We start from the raw sequence: 19,424 nt of genomic DNA, 5'->3' as shown, positions 1-19,424 counted from the left end.
AGAATGAACGGCAGCGACACGAAAAGCAGCAAGCCGCTGATGCGATGCAGGATGGACACCTTCCCGGCGAGCGGCAAACGATACTTCGCGAGTTGACCAAGCCCGATGTTCCGGAACTCGGGCCTTGGTTTTTTTACGGCTTCAGCCATGCTAGACCCCAACTTGTTATTACACCAATCCGCGATTTTAGCGCCTTTTTATTCCGCGCTGCAGCGAAAACCGGCCTAAAACACTCTTCTAAGGCGTGTAAGAAAAGAGTATCCCTTACGTGCTTGCGCGAAACTTACGCACTGCTTGCCACCCTGCATTTCCCGCCTGCTTTCGGCGCTCAACTCAAGTCGTTCTGATAGTAATACCCGGTCGTGACATACCAGCCGCGCCGCACTTCGACCGGCCGGTCGCCATACGTATAGGAGACGCGTTCGACCGACAGCAGCGGAAAGTCCGGTTTCACATCGAGCAGGCGCGCGACCGCTGAGTCAGCGGCGACGGCGCGGATCTTCTCTGTCGCACGAATCATGCGCGTACCGAACTCCGTCTCGAACATCGCGTAGAGCGGACCCTTGTAATCGGCGAGACGCTCGGCGGTCAGGCCGCGAAAGACGGCGCCGGGCAGCCAGATTTCGTCGAAAACGGTCGTCACGCCATCAAACTGCAACAGGCGCTTGATAAGAACGACGGGGTCGGCCGGTTTCAGATCGAGTTGACGCGCGATTTCGGCGGGCGCGCGCAGACGCTTGCATTCGAGCAGGCGGCTGACGTGGGGATGAGCGTCGCCGTCATCGGGCAACAAGCGCAGGAAGCGGAACTGGACGCGGTCTTCATTGTGCGTCGCAACAAACGTGCCCTTGCCTTGGCGGCGCACGAGCAGATTGTCGGCGGCGAGTTCGTCGATGGCCTTGCGGACGGTGCCCTGGCTGACTTTGTAGCGCGCGGCGAGTTCGACCTCGCTCGGGATGATTTCGCCGGGCTTCCATTCACCCGTTTCGAGCCCCTGCGTGATGAGCGATTTGATTTGCTGATATAGCGGACTGAACGTAGGCGACGACGTACTCGCGGCAGCCTCAGCCGCGCTTGCGCTGCCGTTCGGGTTCGTCGTGCTCGCCGGGTTCGAATTCATGCCGCGCATTTCAACACAAAGCCGCGTCGTGCGTCCAGAGCTTTCCCTGAGAATCCTATGTCTTATATAAGACATAAGATAGTGTTGACTTTGCTTGTGACGAACCCTACACTCCTTGTCGAGCAAGGGTTTGCGGGTTGTCGTAACACCGGAAACCGAACTGACCGGCGCGTTTGTCCTGGCGGTTTTCGCCAGATGCCGTCAGTTCTTCGGCCGCGCGACATACCGCCAGGCACGCCCTTTCGCTTTCGCCTTACGCCGATCGACCACTCGATTCGCGCGCCGCTGCCTGCCTATCGCCTCGCAACGTCAAGCGCCGTCTCGTATGGGCGCGTTGCCGTTGGACCCAAGCGAATTTCGCGTCCTTTAAGAAACCTCCCGCAAGCAACTCGCTCGAACGAGAGATTCATGGCATGACAGTCACGCCGCGCCCGTCGGTGCGCCGCTCGCCTTGGCGCCAATACAGGCGCGAAGCCGCATCGGCAGGACATCGGCCGGGCGTTCCCCCGCTTCGCGGGCGGCATGACAGGCATGTCTTTCATCAACGCTTTGCGTAACGCGCATAAAATGGCGCTTTCCCTAGCGTTCCACGCACCGTCCAGGAGAGTTATCAATGGCTAAGTCCGCAAAGCGCGTTGCCGTCACCGGCGCCGCAGGTCAAATCGGCTACTCGCTGCTGTTCCGTATCGCCAATGGCGATCTGCTCGGCAAAGACCAGCCCGTGATTCTTCAGTTGCTCGATTTGCCGCAAGCGCAAGGCGCAGTCAAGGGCGTCGTGATGGAACTGGAAGACTGCGCGTTCCCGCTGCTCGCAGGCGTGGTCGTCACGGACGACCCCAAAGTCGCGTTCAAGGACGCCGACGTCGCGCTGCTGGTCGGTGCGCGTCCGCGCTCGAAAGGCATGGAGCGTAAGGACCTCTTGTCGGCCAACGCCGAAATCTTCACGGTTCAGGGCAAGGCGCTCAACGAAGTCGCAAGCCGCGACGTCAAGGTTCTCGTGGTCGGCAACCCGGCCAACACGAACGCCTATATCGCGATGAAGTCGGCGCCGGATCTGCCGAAGAAGAACTTCACCGCCATGCTGCGCCTGGACCACAACCGCGCGCTGTCGCAACTGGCGGCCAAGTCGGGCAAGCCGGTCGCATCGATCGAAAAACTGGCTGTGTGGGGCAACCACTCGCCGACCATGTACCCCGACTTCCGCTTCGCCACCGCCGCGGGCGACGACCTGACGAAGCTCATCAACGACGATGAATGGAACCGCAACACGTTCATCCCGACGGTCGGCAAGCGCGGTGCGGCGATCATCGAAGCGCGCGGACTGTCGTCGGCGGCATCGGCGGCTAACGCTGCAATCGACCACGTGCGCGACTGGGTGCTCGGCACCAATGGCAAGTGGGTCACCATGGGCATTCCGTCGGACGGCTCGTACGGCATTCCAGAAGACATCATCTACGGTGTGCCCGTCACGTGCGAAAACGGCGAGTACAAACGCGTCGAAGGTCTGGAAATCGACGCGTTCTCGCGCGAAAAAATGGACGGCACGCTGAACGAACTGCTAGAAGAGCGCGACGGCGTGGCGCATTTGCTGGGCAAGTAATTTTAAGTATCGCGGGGAAGCCGGGAGGCTTCCCGCTGGCGCGAATGCATCCGATGCATCGCGCCTGATTCGAACGCGTTTGGAGCTTGCCGTGCTTTCACGGAAGCAGCCCGAGCGCGGCCGAATCAGAAGCATTGAGCAAGATCGACATCCTTTTCCCCCAATTGGACCCGACGCCGACGATGCGCGCTCTCACCCCCGCCGAAGTGCTGTTTGACGGCGAACCGCAGCCTGCTGTCCTGCCGCCCTGCGATCACTACGCGGGCAGCGAAAAGCTGATGAAGAAGTCGCTCGCGTTGCAGGCGCAACTCGGGCCGGTCTTCGACATCACGCTCGATTGCGAGGACGGTGCGGAAGTAGGCCGCGAGGCGGAGCATGCGGAACTCGTCGCGTCGTTCGTCGGCGGCGAGGAAGACCGCTTCGGGCGCGTGGGCGTGCGCATTCACGACTTCAATCACCGCGCGTGGCGCGACGACGTGCGCATCATCCTGCGTCACGCGAGGAAAGCGCCTGCCTTCGTCATGCTGCCGAAAATCCGCAGCGTCTTCGACGCCGCCGAGATGGTGGCTTTCGTCGAGGCATCGCGTTGCGAGTTCGGCATCGAGAAACCGGTGCCTTGTCATCTGCTGATCGAAACACATGGCGCGCTTCGCGAAGCCTTCGAGCTCGCGGCGCTGCCCGGCGTCGAATCGCTGAGCTTCGGTCTGATGGACTTCGTTTCGGCGCACAACGGCGCCATTCCAGATACCGCCATGCGCTCGCCCGGCCAGTTCGAACATCCGCTCGTGCGGCGCGCGAAGCTGGAAATCGCGGCGGCGTGTCACGCACACGGCAAGGTGCCTTCCCACAACGTATCGACGGAAGTGCGCGACATGGGCATCGTGGCGAACGACGCCGGGCGCGCGCGCAACGAGTTCGGCTATACGCGCATGTGGAGCATTCATCCGGAGCAAATACGGCCTGTCGTCGAAGCCTTCTCGCCACGTGCCGATGAAATCGCGCTCGCCGCCGAGATACTGCTTGGCGCACAACGCGCGCAGTGGGGCCCAACGCGTCACCGCGATACCTTGCACGATCGCGCGAGCTATCGCTATTACTGGTCGGTGCTGCGGCGCGCCGAAGCCACCGGCCAGGCAATGCCAAGCGATTACGCGTCGCTCTTCGCCACGCCGGCGCAAGGCGGCAACGCATGACAGAGCATTTGCAGCACGCGCGCGAGCGGTTACGCAGCGCGCGTTTCAAGAAGAAGTAACGCACGCCCTGAGCGTTGAAAGGAGACTTGAAGCAATGAGCGATACCGTATCGACCGACGCACCCGCCGCAGCGGGCGCATTCAAGCCAAAGAAATCCGTCGCGCTTTCGGGCGTGACCGCGGGCAACACCGCGTTGTGCACAGTCGGCAAGACCGGCAACGACCTGCACTATCGCGGCTACGACATTCTCGATGTCGCGACCACCAGCGAGTTCGAGGAGATCGCTTATCTGCTCGTGCATGGCAAGCTGCCGAACGTCGCCGAGTTGAAGGCGTACAAGACAAAACTCAAGGCTTTGCGCGGCTTGCCCGCAAACCTCAAGGCCGCGCTCGAATGGATTCCGGCGTCCGCGCACCCCATGGACGTCATGCGCACCGGCGTATCCATGCTCGGCACCATCCTGCCCGAAAAAGACGATCACAACGTTCCCGGCGCGAAGGATATCGCCGACAAGCTGATGGCCTCGCTCGGTTCGATGCTGCTCTACTGGTATCACTACTCGCACAACGGCAAGCGCATCGAAGTCGAAACTGACGACGACTCCATCGGCGGACACTTTCTGCATTTGCTGCATGGCGTGGAGCCCTCGAAATCGTGGGTCGAAGCCATGCACGTATCGCTCAATCTTTACGCTGAACATGAGTTCAACGCATCCACGTTCACCACTCGCGTGATCGCGGGCACGGGCTCGGACATGTATTCGGCGATCGTGGGTGGCATTGGCGCATTGCGCGGCCCGAAACATGGCGGCGCCAATGAAGTCGCGTTCGAAATTCAATCGCGCTATCAGACGCCCGACGAAGCCGAGTCCGATATTCGCGCACGCGTCGAGAAGAAGGAAGTGGTGATCGGCTTCGGTCATCCGGTCTATACCATCTCCGATCCGCGTAACAAGGTCATCAAGGAAGTCGCGAAGAAGCTCTCGAAGGAAGCGGGCGACAACAAGCTCTTCAGCATCGCCGAACGGCTCGAATCCGTGATGGCCGACGCGAAGAAAATGTTCCCCAACCTCGACTGGTTCAGCGCGGTTTCGTATCACATGATGGGCGTGCCCACGGCCATGTTCACGCCGCTCTTCGTCATCTCGCGCACGGCGGGATGGAGCGCGCACATCATCGAGCAACGCATCGACAACAAAATCATCCGGCCGAGTGCGAACTACACGGGCCCCGATAATTTGAAGTTCACGCCACTAAATAAGCGAAAATAGCGGACTGCGCGATCGAATTTCGCGAGGACGAAATTCACTCCGCGCGGCAACCGTTACCAACCTCCATGTTTTGAAAGGTTTTTCGATGAATAAACTCCTGATCGCTGCAATCGTCGGCACACTGGCTACCACCAGCGTGTTCGTCAGTGCCGACGCCTTCGCCGCGACGACCACCACGGACTCGAAGGCGGCAAAGGCCAAACGCCCGGCTCCGGCACGTCGACTCATCAAGCGCTCACCCAAGGCCGAAGCGGCCGCGGCAGCGAAGACCGACCCGATTCCCGAAGGCGCCGTCAAGTGGACCTGTAAGGAAGGCGCGTCTTTCTATCTGAAAGGCGACATGAAGCGTGACACTATCGTCACCGTGAATTGGGCCAAGAAGGACTACAAGCTGCCCCGTCAGGACACCACGACCGGCGCCGATCGTTTCCACGATGCGGCAACGGGCATGGATCTCGTCGTGATCCCGTCGAAGGCAATGCTGTTCTCCGACAAAGATTCGTCGCGCCTGGCCGACGAGTGCATGACCGCCGAAATGGCTGCGGGCGCAACCGCTCCCACGCAGTCGGAAGCGTTGTTCAAGAAGGCCGAATAACAAAGTCTGCAATCAAACAGGAATCCTCGATGTCCGCACCGATCTCGAACGTCCGGCCAGAGCCGGATCAGGTACTCGTCGACATAGTCGACTACGTTCTCAACTATCGCGTCGAGAGCACGCTTGCGCTGGAAACCGCGCGCAACTGCCTGATCGACACCCTCGGCTGCGGACTCGAAGCCCTCTCGTACCCTGCCTGCACCAAGCTGATGGGACCGATCGTGCCCGGCACGATCGTCCCCAACGGCGCGAAGGTGCCTGGCACCCAGTTTCAGCTCGACCCGGTTCAGGCCGCCTTCAACATCGGCGCCATGATCCGCTGGCTCGACTTCAACGACACATGGCTCGCCGCCGAATGGGGCCATCCGTCGGACAACCTGGGCGGCATTCTCGCCACCGCCGACTGGCTGTCACGTAACGCAATCGCCACCGGCAAGAAGCCGCTTGCCATGAAAGACGTGCTGATCGCCATGGTCAAGGCGCACGAAATTCAAGGCTGTATCGCGCTGGAAAACTCGTTCAACAAGGTCGGGCTCGATCACGTGCTGCTGGTCAAGCTCGCGTCCACGGCGGTCGTCGGTCAGTTGATCGGCCTCTCGCGCGACGAACTCATCAACGCGGTGTCGCTCGCTTTCGTCGATGGTCATTCGCTGCGTACATATCGCCATGCGCCGAACACGGGTTCGCGCAAGTCGTGGGCCGCGGGCGACGCGACCTCGCGCGCCGTGCGTCTCGCGCTGATCGCGAAGACCGGCGAAATGGGCTATCCGTCGGTCTTGACCACGAAGACCTGGGGCTTCTACGACGTGCTCTTCAAGGGCAACGACTTCAAGTTCCAACGCCCGTACGGCTCGTATGTCATGGAGAACGTGCTCTTCAAGATTTCGTTCCCGGCCGAATTCCATTCGCAAACCGCCGTCGAAGCCGCCATGACGCTGCACGGCAAGCTGAAGGAAGCGGGCAAGAGTGTCGAAGATATCGCGAAGATCACCATTCGCACGCACGAAGCGGCTATCCGCATCATCGACAAGAAGGGACCGCTCAACAATCCGGCCGACCGCGATCACTGCATTCAGTACATGATCGCCGTGCCGCTCATCCACGGCCGTCTCACCGCCGCCGATTACGAAGATTCGATCGCGCAGGACCCGCGCATCGACACCTTGCGCGCGAAGATGGAATGCGTGGAAGACCCGCAATACACAACCGATTACCACGACCCTGAGAAGCGCTCGATTGCGAACGCGCTCACCGTCGAGTTCACGGACGGTTCGAAGCTCGATGAAATCGCGGTGGAATATCCGATCGGTCACAAGCGCCGCCGCGAGGACGGCATTCCGCTGCTCGTCGAGAAGTTCAAGACCAATCTCGCGCGCCGGTTCCCGCAAAAACAGCAACAGGCGATCCTCGCGGTATCGCTCGATCAGGCAAAGCTCGAAGCCATGCCGGTCAATGAATACGTCGATTTGTATGTGATCTAGCGCCTGGAGCCGGTGCGCGCGTGCCGGCGCGTCAAACCAGGCACGACCCGGTTTCAGATTCAGGAAACGTTGCATCAAACCCAGATCAGCCCAAGGAAAATAACCATGGCCCACAATCTTCACAATACGCTCAAGGAATTCGACAGTGGTTCCGGCAAAGGCAAGTTCTACTCGCTGCCGCAACTCGGCGAAGCCCTGAAGGTCAAGATCGAACGTCTGCCGGTGTCGATCCGGCTGGTGCTCGAATCCGTGCTGCGCAATTACGACGGCAAGAAGATTTCCGAAGAGCACATCGAACAACTCGTGAACTGGAAACCGACTGCAGCCCGCGTCGATGAAATCCCGTTCGTCGTAGCGCGCGTCGTGCTGCAGGATTTCACCGGCGTGCCCCTGCTCGCCGACATCGCCGCCATGCGCGGTGTGGCCGAACGCGCGGGCAAGGACCCGAAGGCAATCGAGCCGCTCGTGCCGGTGGATCTCGTCGTCGATCACTCGGTGCAGATCGATCACTTCCGCGAGCCGAACGCGCTCGACCTGAACATGAAGCTGGAGTTTCAGCGCAATAACGAGCGCTACCAGTTCATGAAGTGGGGCATGCAGGCGTTCGACACGTTCAAGGTCGTGCCGCCGGGCGTGGGTATCGTCCACCAGGTGAATCTGGAGTATCTCGCACGCGGCGTGCACAAGAAGACCGAAGGCAACGACACGGTCTACTACCCGGACACGCTCGTCGGCACCGACAGCCACACGACGATGATCAACGGCATCGGCGTGGTGGGCTGGGGCGTGGGCGGCATCGAAGCGGAAGCGGGCATGCTCGGCCAGCCGGTGTATTTCCTCACGCCGGATGTTGTCGGCGTCGAGTTGAAGGGCAAGCTGCGCGAAGGCTGCACGGCAACCGACCTCGTCTTGACCATCACGGAAATGCTGCGCAAGGAGAAGGTCGTCGGCAAGTTCGTCGAGTTCTTCGGCGAAGGCACGGCTTCCATCGCGGTGCCGGACCGCGCGACCATCGGCAACATGGCGCCGGAATACGGCGCCACCATGGGCTTCTTCCCGGTCGATGAAAAAACCATCGACTACTTCAAGGGCACGGGCCGTACCGACGCCGAAATCTCCGCCTTCGAAAACTACTTCAGGGCGCAGAAGCTGTGGGGCGTGCCGAAGGCCGGCGACATCGACTTCACGAAGACGCTGACGCTGGATCTGTCCACCGTCGCGCCGTCGCTCGCGGGTCCGAAGCGCCCGCAAGACCGTATCGAAATCGGCAATGTGAAGAGCACGTTCACCGACCTCTTCTCGAAGCCTGTCGGCGAAAACGGCTTTGCCAAGAAGCCCGCCGATCTGACCGCCGACTACAAGACCGCCGATGGCGTCGACGTGAAGAACGGCGACGTGCTGATCGCCGCGATCACGTCGTGCACGAACACGTCGAACCCGAGCGTGCTGCTGGCCGCCGGTCTGCTGGCCAAGAAAGCGGTCGAGGCCGGTCTGACGGTGGCGCCGCATATCAAGACGTCGCTGGCACCGGGATCGCGTATCGTCACCGAATATCTGACGAAGACCGATCTCCTGCAGTATCTGGACAAGCTCGGCTTTACGCTCGCCGCTTACGGTTGCACGACGTGTATCGGCAATGCGGGCGACCTGACGCCGGAGCTGAACGACGCCATCGTGAAGAACGATATCGTCGCGGCCGCCGTCCTGTCGGGCAACCGCAACTTCGAAGCGCGTATTCACCCGAACATCCGCGCCAACTTCCTGGCTTCGCCGCCGCTGGTGGTCGCTTATGCCATCGCGGGCAACATCACGCGCGACCTCATGACCGAGCCGGTCGGCAAGGGCAAGGACGGGCACGACGTGTATCTCGGCGACATCTGGCCGACGAGCGAGGAAGTGCATTCGCTGCTCAAGTACGCGCTCAACGCCGAAGCCTTCCGCGAGAACTACTCGCAGCTTACGAAGGATGGCGACCTGTGGAGCAAGATCGCGGGCGAAACCGGTCAGGTCTATGACTGGCCGAAGTCGACGTATATCGCGGAGCCGCCGTTCTTCGGCCACGACTTCTCGATGACCCCGGCCGACTCGATTCCCGCCGTGAAGGGCGCACGCGCGCTCGGCATCTTCGGCGACTCGGTCACGACCGACCACATCAGCCCGGCAGGTTCCATCAAGGAAACGTCGCCGGCGGGCGTGTGGCTGAAGGCGAACGGCGTGCAGAAGGCCGACTTCAACAGCTACGGCTCGCGTCGCGGCAACCACGACGTGATGATGCGCGGCACTTTCGCCAATGTGCGTATCAAGAACCTGATGATTCCGCTGAAGGAAGATGGCACGCGCGTGGAAGGTGGCCTGACGATCCATCAACCGAGCGGCGAACAGTTGTCCATCTACGACGCCGCGATGAAGTACATCGGCGACAACACGCAGACCGTGATCTTCGCGGGCGAGGAATACGGCACGGGTTCGTCGCGCGACTGGGCGGCGAAAGGCACGCAACTGCTCGGCGTGAAGGCCGTGGTGGCGCGCAGCTTCGAGCGTATCCATCGTTCGAACCTGGTCGGCATGGGTGTGTTGCCGCTGCAGTTCAAGGGTACGGACAGCGTGCAGACGCTCGGCATCACGGGCGAAGAGACGTACGATATCGAAGGTCTGGGCGACGACTTTAAGCCGCAACAAGAAGTGACGCTCGTGATCCATCGGAAGGACGGCAAGGAAGATCGCGTGCAGGTGCTGCTGCGTATCGACACGCCGATCGAAGTCGACTACTACAAGCACGGCGGCATTCTGCCGTTCGTGTTGCGCTCGCTGCTGGCGGCGTAAGCGAGTAGTCTGTAGCTTTGCAGGTGACCGCGCTCGAAAGAGCGCGGGAACATTGGACCCGGCCTCGGCCGGGTTTTTTTTCGCCTATGCCTTCGAGATCGCCGCACCGGAAGGCGCCGTGCGGCGCGCGAGCCACGCGCGGGCTGCGTCGATCAAGCGCCTCGATGTGGTCGTCGGCGTGGAAACCGACGCCAGGGAAAAAGCGCTTTCGTCCCGCGCGCCGCTTACCCAGATCGTCGAGAACGGCTGAAGTTCGACGCACTCGCCCGCATCAAGCCAGAAATCGCCGGCGTCGCCTTCGATGGTCAGCCAGATCTGGCCACGCGTAGCGCGCAGCGTTTGCGGCCGGTCGATAAACCAGCTAGTCGGCGCATCGCGCCCGTCGAGTTCAAAAGTCCTGATTTCACGCATGATGCCGCTCCCTGTCGCTCGATCGCCTGATCGCTTGATGGATGCTGCGAATGTAAAAGCGTGTCGCAGCCGTTAAGCGTATTATTCGGCCAGTGCCGAACATCTAGAATGAACACTTGCGTACAGTTACACAGGAACTGTATAGCCAGAAATACCGAACACTTCTAAGTGAATAATTTTGTCCGTATTCGCTCAGAACAGTGTGGATGGCCGTTTGGCCTAGTTGACGGCGCTTTTCGGATGCGTTCGAATACTTCAAATCACTCCGCAAACACTTGATCGCAACTGTTCACGCTGTTCGACCGAACACTTAAAACGATGAACGCACTTCCGCTAAATATCGATGGCGCCACGGGCGTGCCGCTGACCGAGCAGATCGTCAGCCAGATCGAAACCATGATCCGTTCGCGCCGCGTGCTGGCGGGCGCGAAACTGCCGTCGATCCGGCAACTTGCGACCGAACAGAGCATCAGCCGCTTTCCGGTGATCGAAGCGTACGACCGTCTTGCGTCGCGCGGGCTGATTCAGCCGCGTCACGGTTCGGGCTTTTACGTGGCGAATCATGTGGACGAACACGCGCGCGATGCTGGCAATTGCGACCCGCGTCTCGCGGAAGAGGAGTCGAGCCAGATCCTCGCGCAGTTCAACTATCCCGGCGAGACGCTCAAGCTGTCGAGCGGCTTCATTCCCGAGGCATGGCGCGATGTCGATGGTCTCACGCAGGCGGTGCGACAGGCGTCGCGCGCGGACATCGCAAGCGTGATCGATTACGCCATTCCGCACGGCGACACGAACCTGCGCCAGCAGATCCAGATGCGCCTCAACACGCTCGGCATCAACGCGGATTTGCCCAATGTGATGATCACGAGCGGCGCGAGTCAGGCGCTCGATCTCGTCGTGCGCTACATGCTCAAGCCCGGCGATACGGTATTCGTCGAAGATCCCGGCTATTACAATCTGTTTGGCTTGCTGAAGCTGCAAGGCGTGCGGCTCGTCGGCGTGCCGCGTCTGGCCAACGGGCCGGATGTCGAGATGGCCGAAGCGCTTCTGAAGCAGCACACGCCCAAACTGTTCTTCGTGAACACCGTGTTCCAGAACCCGACGGCGACCAACATCGCGCCGCAAGTCGCTTTCAGGCTGCTGCAACTTGCGACGCAGCACGGTTTCACTATCGTGGAAGACGACATTTATGCGGATTTTCAGACCGTGCCGACGCAACGGCTCGCATCGCTCGATCAGTTCGACCGCGTGATTTATGTGGGCGGCTTGTCGAAGACGCTGTCGTCGTCGCTGAGAATCGGCTATCTCGCGGCCAATCGCGAGCTCGTGAAGAATCTCGTCGATGTGAAAGTGCTGACGAGCCTCGGCGGCACGCGCTTCGCCGAGAGCGTTGCGGCAAGTCTGCTGGAACGCGGCACGTACAGGAAGTATCTCGAACGGCTGCGCAAGCGCGTGCGCGATTCGCTTTCGAGCGCGGTGCAGCAGTTGGAGAGCTACGGCTGGGACGTATTCGATCAACCGAGCGGCGGCAATTTCGTCTGGGCGAAGGTGCCGGGTATCGAAGACTCGACGAAGCTCGTGAGTGAAGCGCTGAAGTTCGGCGTGACGCTGGCGCCGGGGAATTACTATCGGCCGAACGGCGAGGCGTGCGCGTGGGTGCGCATCAACTCGGCATACGCAGGCGACCGGCGCGCCGCACGCTTTTTCGAACACATGACGCAGACGGCCAGGGCTTAACGCTCGAAGAACTGCTTGAGCGCGTCGGTGGCGTCCTTGTCCTGGGCCAGGCGTTCGTAAAGACCGGCCGCGCCTTCATAGATGCGATGCTCGGCATGTTCGTCGCCGATAAAGCCCGCGATCTCTTCCATCTCCGCGACCCATCGATACGCCTTGGGCGGCATGCGCGGCACGCTATTCGCAAGCCATTTGGCGAGCTCGGGCTGACTCGCCGATAACTCTTCGAAGAGCGCATCGCCCGCGCCATTGCGAAGCGCGGCGAGCGACATGGCCGCGCCGATCGCGGTCAATCCCTTCGTGATTCCCGCATACGACATCTTGAGCGCCGAAGCCGCGCCGACAGGACCATCGAGCACCTGTACGTCGAGGCCCGCATCGGCGAGTGCGAGCGTACGGTGCGCTTGCGGTCCCGACACATAGAACTTTGGCGCGGATGGCAAACCGATGATCGCGCCATCGACAAACGGAACGTCGAGCGCTTCTGCCACGCGCTTGACCGTCGCCGGACTGACCGCGTTGCAATCGACGTAGAGAGGCTTACGGGCGGCCCGCGCAAGCACGGGCGCCAGACGGTGCGCCGATTCGACCGCCACCGCGGGCGGCACGATCGATAGAATGAAATCGCACTCGGCGAAGCGGTCGGGACTTGCGTCTTCGATCCCCGCCTCGCGCGCGCGAGCGATGCTGGCCTCGCTGCGCCCTTCGAGTATCGTCAAGACACGCGCGCCCTTCTGCGTCAGCCTGTGGCCGACAGCCGCGCCCATGCTGCCCGTGCCGAGCAAACCCACGACCGTTCGCGTCACCTGCTTCTCCTGTCGATGCGCAAGCGTCGTGATAACGCCCGCGCGTTTCCATCAACGATGCTCGGTCACGAACTTGGTGACGAGATACGCTTCCATCGCCTCGCTGCCGCCTTCCGAACCGTAGCCCGAATCCTTCACACCGCCGAACGGCGTTTCAGGCAAGGCAAGCCCGTGATGGTTGATCGACAGCATGCCGCTTTCGATATCGTCCGATACCGCCGCCGCGGTCGCCGCCGAACTCGTGTACGCATAAGCGGCGAGACCGTAGGGCAAGCGATTCGCTTCGGCGATGACTTCGTCGTACGACTTGAACGAGGCGATAGGCGCAATCGGGCCGAACGGCTCTTCGGTCATGATGCGCGCGTTCATGGGCACGTCCACCAGCACGGTCGGCGCGAAGAAGTAACCTTCGCGGCCCACGCGTTCGCCACCCGTCAGCACCTTTGCGCCGTGCTCGCGGGCATCGGCGACGAGGCGTTCCATGGCTTCGAGACGGCGGCCGTTGGCGAGCGGGCCCATTTGCACGCCGTCGTCGAGACCGTTGCCGACCTTCACCGCGCTCGCCGTCGCGACGAAGTGATGCACGAACTCTTCATACGCCGCCTCTTCGACGAGAAAGCGCGTAGGCGAGATACACACCTGACCGGCGTTGCGAAACTTGGCCGATGCCAGCATCTTCGCCGCGCGCGGCACGTCCGCGTCCTTGAAGACGATAGCTGGCGCATGTCCGCCGAGCTCCATGGTCACGCGCTTCATATGCTCGCCCGCCAGCGATGCGAGCAGCTTGCCCACCGGTGTGGAACCCGTGAACGAAATCTTGCGGATGGCCGGATGCGCGATCAAATATTTCGATACATCCGCCGGCACGCCGAACACGAGATTCAGCACGCCCTTGGGCAAACCCGCATCGGCATAAGCCTGCACGAGCGCCGCGCAACTCGCGGGCGTTTCCTCCGGTCCCTTCAACACGACCGAGCAGCCCGAGGCCAGCGCCGCCGACACCTTGCGCACCGCCTGATTGATCGGGAAGTTCCACGGCGTGAACGCGGCCACCGGACCGACGGGCTCGCGCGTCACGATCTGGCGCACCGCGTCCGAACGGGACGGAATCACGCGGCCATACGTGCGGCGCCCTTCTTCGGCAAACCATTCGATGATGTCCGCAGCCGACAGCGTCTCGATGCGCGCTTCCCCGAGCGGCTTGCCCTGCTCCATCGACATGATGGCGGCGATCTGCTCCGCGCGGTCGCGGATGTTCTGCGCGGCGCGACGCATCAGTTTGCTGCGCTCGTACGGCGAAACCTTGCGCCATTCCTTGAAGCCACGCGCGGCGGCATCGGCGGCAAGCGAGAGTTCGTCGATGCCCGCGAGCGCCAGACGGCCGATTTCCGCTTCGCTCGCGGGATTGATCACGGCGGTGTCGCGCGAGCCGGCGCGCCATTCGCCATCGATAAAAAGTTGTGTGTTCGGATATGACGGAAGGTCGGAACGCGTATTGCTCATGCATGTTCTCCTGACGAGTGGTTCGCGGCAAACGACGATGTTAACCCGAGCCCGTAAAATCTGCTGACCCGTCCGTCGACGACACGCGGATAGTTGCAGAGCAAATCAATTCGATTCAAAGGAAAGCCGCATGTTCGACCAATGCCTTTACTTCAACACCACGGCGCTTGCACGCACATTGGAGCGCGAGTGGACGAAAGCGTTCAAGCCGTTCGGCCTTACGCCCGCACAAGGCTTCATGCTGCGCGCGATCGTCGAGCATCCCGGCTTGCTGCAGGGCGAGCTTGCCGATGCGCTCGCCATTTCGCGACCCACGGCCACGCGCACGCTGGACGGCTTACAAAAGCTCGGCTTGGTCGAACGCTGGTCGACCGACAGGGATGGACGCGAGGCATCGATTCATCCGACAGCCGCGGCGCCTGCGCTGATGAAGCGCATTGGCTCGATGAGCTCGGAGGTCACGAAGCGCATGAGGCGCAAACTCGGGTCCGCGCACTTCGACGAGACGGTGTCGAACGTGAGAGACGTGCGCGCGAGTCTGGAATGAAAACGCCCGCTCTGAAGCGGGCGCGGGTCTTACGTTACATCGAAGCTTACATCGGCGGAGCGACGCCGTCCTTTTCCACGACGATACGCTGCGCGGCAAAGTCGCCACCTGCCGGACTCGCCACGACGAACACCTTCTTGCCAGGCTTCAGGTCGTCATGCGAAGCGGGCGCGAAGGTCACGACCGGCACGTTCGGCGGCACGGTGACAGCGTTCGAGCCGCCCTTGTACGACAGCTTGAGATCGCGTCCGCTCGTGCCTTGCACGACCTGATCGACGTTCGCGTTGGTCATCGAGCTTTGCGGGCCGAGGTCCCACGCGTAGTGGCCTTCACCCGTGCCGCGTGCCGCTTCCGGAAACACCAGCACCTCGGTTGCGGTCATCTTGCCGTCGGTGCCCGTGGTCGCGGCCGTGCCGACGAACTGCCCCGGCTTGATGTCTTCGAGCTTGATGTTCTTGAGCGCCGTGACTGGCGTGTCGGCCTTCACCGCGACCTTGACCGTGTCGCCGCTACGCCGATGCACCGTCATCGTGTCGCCGGACAGGGACACGATATCGCCGCGAATACGCGTGGGTTTGGCAGCGGGCGTCTGCGCGAAGGCCGCGCTCGTGAGTGCGAGCGCCGCGATGCTGACGCCGAGTTTCATGCGAATCGACATGGATTCTCCTTTGGTATCGATAAGGGTCAAGCGAAGAGACTTCTTCAGGAACCGCCGAACCAGTTATAGCCCTGGTTCTCCCAGTAGCCGCCGGGGTAATCGTTGGTCACGGTGATCGCGACGATATGCTTCGGATTCTTGTAGCCGAGCTTGGTCGGCATGCGCAGCTTCATCGGAAAACCGTATTTGGGCGGCAAGGTCTGACCGTCGTAGCTGAGCGTGAGCAAGGTTTGTGCATGCAGCGCGGTCGGCATGTCGATGCTGGTCGAGTAATTGTCCGCACAGTGAAAGGCCACGTATTTCGCGGTCGTATCCGCGCCTGCATGCAGCAGAAAGTTCGCGAAGCGCACGCCGCCCCACTTGCCTATGGCGCTCCATCCTTCAATGCAAATGTGCCGTGTCACCTGGCTCTCTTGCGGCATGGCATGAAGCTCGTCGAGCGTCCAGACCCGCTTGCCTTTGACCAGGCCGCCGACCTGCAGCTTGTAGCTCGAAGCGTCCACTTCGGGCACTTCGTCGATGTCGTAGAACGCGTTGAAGGGAAACGGACGCGTAATCATCGAATCGGGATAAGTCGGCGCGAGTTGCTTGGGATCGAAGAGCAACGCCTGCATGTCGTCGTTGAAGGACGAGATCTTGCGCAGCATCGCGTTGACGGATTTGTCGTCGGTGATGTTGCAGCCGGACAGCATCGCGAGACCGCCGAGCGAAAGAATGCGCTTGCCGAATAAACGGCGCGCGGGGGCCTTTAATTCCTTCGCCGCATCTTTAACGATGAGTTCGGCGTCCGTTCGTGTTTTAAAAAGCTTGAGCGACATGAATCAACGTCCCTTGATCATCAACACGAGCGAACGCGGCACGAGCGCGACCATGGCGACATGCACGACGAAGAACGCCACCAGAAAGCTCATGCCGAGGAAATGCACGACGCGTGCGTTGTCGTAGCCGCCCATCAGCGCGCGCAAAAGCGGGAACTGCACCGACTTCCACACGACGAGGCCCGACAGAATGATGACGACGATATCCACCATGACCGCGAGATACGCGAATTTTTGCACGGCGTTGTAGCGCGTGAGATCGTCGTGACCGAGCTTGCCGCGCACGGCGGAAATGCCATCGGCAATGATGCTTTTGATGCTGAGCGGAAACATGCGCTCGCGCAGACGGCCCGTCGCAACGTTCATCCCGACATAGACGATGAAGTTCGCCACGAGCAGCCACATGGCCGCGAAATGCCATTGCAGCGCACCACCGAGCCAGCCGCCGAGCGTGATGGCCGGATAAAACGTGAACGCTTTGAAGATCGGCGATGCGTTGTAGATTTGCCAGCCGCTCGTCACCATGATGAGTATGGCGAAGGCGTTGACCCAATGTGTGATGCGAAGCCAAAGCGGCTGCACGGAATGTCGCGAATTGTTCTGCACGTCTTTCTCACGGAGCAAACACAGGACCGATGGTAGCCAGCCCGCTCTGATCGATCCATGACGCATCGATGACTTTTTTGTCATTTTCGACGGACCGTTCGAGCGCACTGGCAAAATGACGGCAATACAAAGCAAGAATGCCGCGCATGACCATCCTCGTTATAGAAGACGATCGCAAGACCGGAGACTACCTGAAAAAAGGGCTTATCGAGTCCGGGTATCAGGTCGATCTCGTGCGCAACGGCACCGACGGTCTGCATCAGGCGCTGGCGAACTCGTACGAGCTGATCGTGCTCGACGTGATGCTGCCCGGCATCGACGGGTGGCAGGTCATGTCGGCGTTGCGCGCGAAACGTGACTTGCCTGTCATCTTTCTCACGGCCCGCGACCACGTCACGGACCGTATCCACGGTCTCGAACTCGGCGCGGACGACTATCTCGTCAAGCCCTTTTCCTTCACCGAACTCGTGCTGCGCATTCGCACGCTCTTGCGTCGCGGCGTGATGCGCGAATCGGACATGTTCCAGATTGCCGATCTCCACGTCGATGTGCTGCGCCGCAAGGTGACGCGCAAGGGCATGGATATCGCGTTGACGAACAAGGAATTCGCGCTGCTGCATCTCTTTTGCAAGCATCAGGGCGAGGCGTTGTCGCGCACGCAGATTGCCTCGGAAGTGTGGGACATGAATTTCGATAGCGACACCAACGTGGTCGATGTCGCCATCAAGCGTCTGCGCGCGAAGATCGACAATCCGTTCGAACCGAAGCTGATTCATACGGTGCGCAGTATCGGCTATTCGTTTGGGGAAGAGCCTTGAACGACGCCGTCTTGCGCTGGCTGCCGCCGCAGCCGTCGCGCTCGCTTGCCGTACGTATTGCCGTGTCGTTCGTGCTGATCGTGTGCGTGGTGGTCGGCATGGTCGGCGCATCGCTCTATCACGCGACTAACTCCGCCCTCTCCACGCGTGCGGATTATCAGTTGATCGCCCGTGTCGAACACTATCGCGCGCTGCTGCACGACCTCTACACGATCAAGGAAATCGAAGCGCGGCCGCGGCTTTTCGAAACCATGCTCGGCGACCGGCAGGACGTGATCATCTTCCGGCGTGCGGGCGCGGCGCCGTTCATCGCCGTCAATCCCGAGAACATGCCGCTGCCGCCGCTGCAGACCGTGCCCGTGACACGCGCAGTCGCGCTCGACGATCTTTACGAAGGCACGCGCGCCGATGGCGTGCGCATGCGCTGGCTCGGTGCGCAGGCGCGTATCGGCGAAAGCGGTGAAGTGGTTGAGATCATGGCCGCGCACGTGATGACGCAGGAAGCGCACGTGTTGTCGGCGTATCTCGTGCGCGTGTGGATCACCATGATCGCCGCCGTGCTCGTCACGATGCTGCTCGCTTACTGGGTCACGAGTCGCGGCCTGATGCCGCTCAGGCTCATGGCGGACAAAGCCGCCGAGATCGCGCCGGACAGCATGTCGGCGAGACTCGACGTCGCGCACGCGCCGCAGGAACTCCAAAGCCTCGCGGCTTCGTTCAACGCCATGCTCGACCGGCTCGAACATGGCTATGCGCGCCTCGTGCAGTTTTCCGCCGATCTCGCGCACGAACTGCGTACGCCGATTGGCGTGTTGATCGGCGAGACGCAGGTAACGCTCGCGCATGAACGCAGCGTGGCGGAGTATCGCACCGTGCTCGAATCGCATCTGGAGGAACTGGAGCGAATCGCGCGCATTGCGCAGAACATTCTGTTTCTGGCGCAAGCGGATCACGAGACGCAACGCATCGAATGCGAGAAGCTCGATATCCGCGACGAACTCGACAACCTCGCCGCTTACTTCGAAGGCATCGCGGAAGAACGGCACATCAGCTTCGATATCGAGGCAAGCGGCCAGATAGTTGCAAACGCAATCATGTGCCGCCGCGCGATCGGCAACGTGGTCGTCAATGCGGTGCGTTACGCGAGCGCAGGCACCGTCGTGCGCCTGTCAGGTCACGCGGATGCGGACGGCGCATGCATCGTCGTGGGCAATCGCGGCGCGCGTATAGAAGACGCCGAACTGGCGCGTCTCTTCGACCGCTTCTATCGTGGCGATGCGGCTCGTAGCGAGTTCACGGAGTCCAGCGGGCTCGGCCTTTCCATCGTCCAGGCAATCATGCGCATGCATGGCGGCAGCGCGTCGGCGCGTTGCACGCAGAACGGCTGGATCGAATTCGAACTGCGCTTTCCTGCCTCATCCTTGCTCAAGCTATAAAAATT

At 61.3% G+C, this 19,424-nt stretch carries 19 protein-coding genes; 10 read left to right on the top strand and 9 right to left on the bottom strand.

Annotated features, from left to right (window positions below; all coding sequences use genetic code 11):
* Both NCT03_RS15850 and NCT03_RS15845 read right to left on the bottom strand, forming a co-directional pair.
* A partial coding sequence (locus NCT03_RS15850; RefSeq protein WP_502800378.1) for a succinate dehydrogenase, cytochrome b556 subunit occupies nucleotides 1–149 on the bottom strand: 149 nt, incomplete at its 3' end.
* Between the two features lie 179 nt (nucleotides 150–328).
* Complete coding sequence (locus tag NCT03_RS15845) at nucleotides 329–1,120, bottom strand: GntR family transcriptional regulator (RefSeq protein ID WP_250493088.1); 792 nt, start codon at nucleotides 1,118–1,120, stop codon at nucleotides 329–331.
* Nucleotides 1,121–1,733: 613 nt separating this feature from the next.
* Between NCT03_RS15845 and NCT03_RS15840 the strand changes: the two genes are divergently transcribed.
* The 6 genes from NCT03_RS15840 (at nucleotide 1,734) to acnA (ending at nucleotide 10,082) form a co-directional block, all read left to right on the top strand.
* Entirely contained in the window at nucleotides 1,734–2,720 is a 987-nt protein-coding gene (locus NCT03_RS15840; RefSeq protein WP_250493087.1) for a malate dehydrogenase, read from the top strand.
* Between the two features lie 182 nt (nucleotides 2,721–2,902).
* Nucleotides 2,903–3,913, top strand: coding sequence for an HpcH/HpaI aldolase/citrate lyase family protein (locus NCT03_RS15835; RefSeq protein ID WP_250493086.1), 1,011 nt, complete (start codon nucleotides 2,903–2,905; stop codon nucleotides 3,911–3,913).
* Between the two features lie 94 nt (nucleotides 3,914–4,007).
* Nucleotides 4,008–5,183: a bifunctional 2-methylcitrate synthase/citrate synthase gene (prpC, locus tag NCT03_RS15830; protein ID WP_250466472.1), complete on the top strand. Its 1,176-nt coding sequence runs from the start codon at nucleotides 4,008–4,010 to the stop codon at nucleotides 5,181–5,183.
* Nucleotides 5,184–5,268: 85 nt separating this feature from the next.
* On the top strand, nucleotides 5,269–5,778 hold the full coding sequence (locus tag NCT03_RS15825) for a hypothetical protein (protein WP_244829743.1): 510 nt from the start codon (nucleotides 5,269–5,271) through the stop codon (nucleotides 5,776–5,778).
* A gap of 29 nt (nucleotides 5,779–5,807) precedes the next feature.
* Entirely contained in the window at nucleotides 5,808–7,259 is a 1,452-nt protein-coding gene (locus tag NCT03_RS15820) for a bifunctional 2-methylcitrate dehydratase/aconitate hydratase (RefSeq protein ID WP_244829102.1), read from the top strand.
* 105 nt (nucleotides 7,260–7,364) lie between these two features.
* On the top strand, nucleotides 7,365–10,082 hold the full coding sequence (gene acnA, locus NCT03_RS15815; RefSeq protein ID WP_244829101.1) for an aconitate hydratase AcnA: 2,718 nt from the start codon (nucleotides 7,365–7,367) through the stop codon (nucleotides 10,080–10,082).
* Between the two features lie 84 nt (nucleotides 10,083–10,166).
* On the opposite strand, the gene NCT03_RS15810 is transcribed toward acnA, so the two are convergent.
* On the bottom strand, nucleotides 10,167–10,493 hold the full coding sequence (locus tag NCT03_RS15810) for a DUF2917 domain-containing protein (protein WP_250493085.1): 327 nt from the start codon (nucleotides 10,491–10,493) through the stop codon (nucleotides 10,167–10,169).
* Nucleotides 10,494–10,811: 318 nt separating this feature from the next.
* Here NCT03_RS15810 and NCT03_RS15805 point away from each other — a divergent pair, with 318 nt between their 5' ends.
* Nucleotides 10,812–12,230: an aminotransferase-like domain-containing protein gene (locus NCT03_RS15805; protein WP_250493084.1), complete on the top strand. Its 1,419-nt coding sequence runs from the start codon at nucleotides 10,812–10,814 to the stop codon at nucleotides 12,228–12,230.
* Here the strand turns inward: NCT03_RS15805 and NCT03_RS15800 are convergent.
* Both NCT03_RS15800 and NCT03_RS15795 read right to left on the bottom strand, forming a co-directional pair.
* Nucleotides 12,227–13,033 carry an NAD(P)-dependent oxidoreductase gene (locus NCT03_RS15800; RefSeq protein WP_250493083.1) on the bottom strand — a complete coding sequence of 269 codons (807 nt, stop codon included), beginning with the start codon at nucleotides 13,031–13,033 and terminating at the stop codon, nucleotides 12,227–12,229. The two genes, NCT03_RS15805 and NCT03_RS15800, sit on opposite strands and share 4 nt — an antisense overlap.
* 51 nt (nucleotides 13,034–13,084) lie before the next feature.
* Complete coding sequence (locus tag NCT03_RS15795) at nucleotides 13,085–14,536, bottom strand: NAD-dependent succinate-semialdehyde dehydrogenase (protein WP_250493082.1); 1,452 nt, start codon at nucleotides 14,534–14,536, stop codon at nucleotides 13,085–13,087.
* 130 nt (nucleotides 14,537–14,666) lie between these two features.
* Here NCT03_RS15795 and NCT03_RS15790 point away from each other — a divergent pair, with 130 nt between their 5' ends.
* On the top strand, nucleotides 14,667–15,083 hold the full coding sequence (locus tag NCT03_RS15790; RefSeq protein ID WP_250493081.1) for a MarR family winged helix-turn-helix transcriptional regulator: 417 nt from the start codon (nucleotides 14,667–14,669) through the stop codon (nucleotides 15,081–15,083).
* Between the two features lie 46 nt (nucleotides 15,084–15,129).
* Here NCT03_RS15790 and NCT03_RS15785 read toward each other — a convergent pair whose 3' ends face one another.
* The 4 genes from NCT03_RS15785 to NCT03_RS15770 all read right to left on the bottom strand — a co-directional run bounded on the left by NCT03_RS15785 (nucleotide 15,130) and on the right by NCT03_RS15770 (nucleotide 17,313).
* Complete coding sequence (locus tag NCT03_RS15785; RefSeq protein WP_244829095.1) at nucleotides 15,130–15,741, bottom strand: hypothetical protein; 612 nt, start codon at nucleotides 15,739–15,741, stop codon at nucleotides 15,130–15,132.
* Nucleotides 15,742–15,785: 44 nt separating this feature from the next.
* On the bottom strand, nucleotides 15,786–16,559 hold the full coding sequence (locus NCT03_RS15780; protein ID WP_244829094.1) for a molybdopterin-dependent oxidoreductase: 774 nt from the start codon (nucleotides 16,557–16,559) through the stop codon (nucleotides 15,786–15,788).
* A gap of 3 nt (nucleotides 16,560–16,562) precedes the next feature.
* Complete coding sequence (locus tag NCT03_RS15775; RefSeq protein ID WP_250493097.1) at nucleotides 16,563–17,084, bottom strand: cytochrome b/b6 domain-containing protein; 522 nt, start codon at nucleotides 17,082–17,084, stop codon at nucleotides 16,563–16,565.
* A gap of 88 nt (nucleotides 17,085–17,172) precedes the next feature.
* Nucleotides 17,173–17,313, bottom strand: coding sequence for a hypothetical protein (locus tag NCT03_RS15770; RefSeq protein WP_244829093.1), 141 nt, complete (start codon nucleotides 17,311–17,313; stop codon nucleotides 17,173–17,175).
* Here NCT03_RS15770 and NCT03_RS15765 point away from each other — a divergent pair.
* Both NCT03_RS15765 and NCT03_RS15760 read left to right on the top strand, forming a co-directional pair.
* Complete coding sequence (locus NCT03_RS15765) at nucleotides 17,312–17,983, top strand: heavy metal response regulator transcription factor (protein WP_250466465.1); 672 nt, start codon at nucleotides 17,312–17,314, stop codon at nucleotides 17,981–17,983. The two genes, NCT03_RS15770 and NCT03_RS15765, sit on opposite strands and share 2 nt — an antisense overlap.
* Nucleotides 17,980–19,419, top strand: a complete 1,440-nt coding sequence (locus NCT03_RS15760; RefSeq protein ID WP_250493080.1) for a heavy metal sensor histidine kinase — start codon at nucleotides 17,980–17,982, stop codon at nucleotides 19,417–19,419. Before NCT03_RS15765 ends, NCT03_RS15760 begins: the two co-directional genes overlap by 4 nt.
* The last annotated feature ends 5 nt before the right edge of the window (nucleotides 19,420–19,424 follow it).

Source organism: Caballeronia sp. GAWG1-1 (genome assembly GCF_023631465.1).
Lineage (GTDB): Bacteria > Pseudomonadota > Gammaproteobacteria > Burkholderiales > Burkholderiaceae > Caballeronia.
The sequence above is the reverse complement of the archived record's forward strand: the minus strand, read 5'-3'. Positions and strand labels throughout refer to the sequence as shown.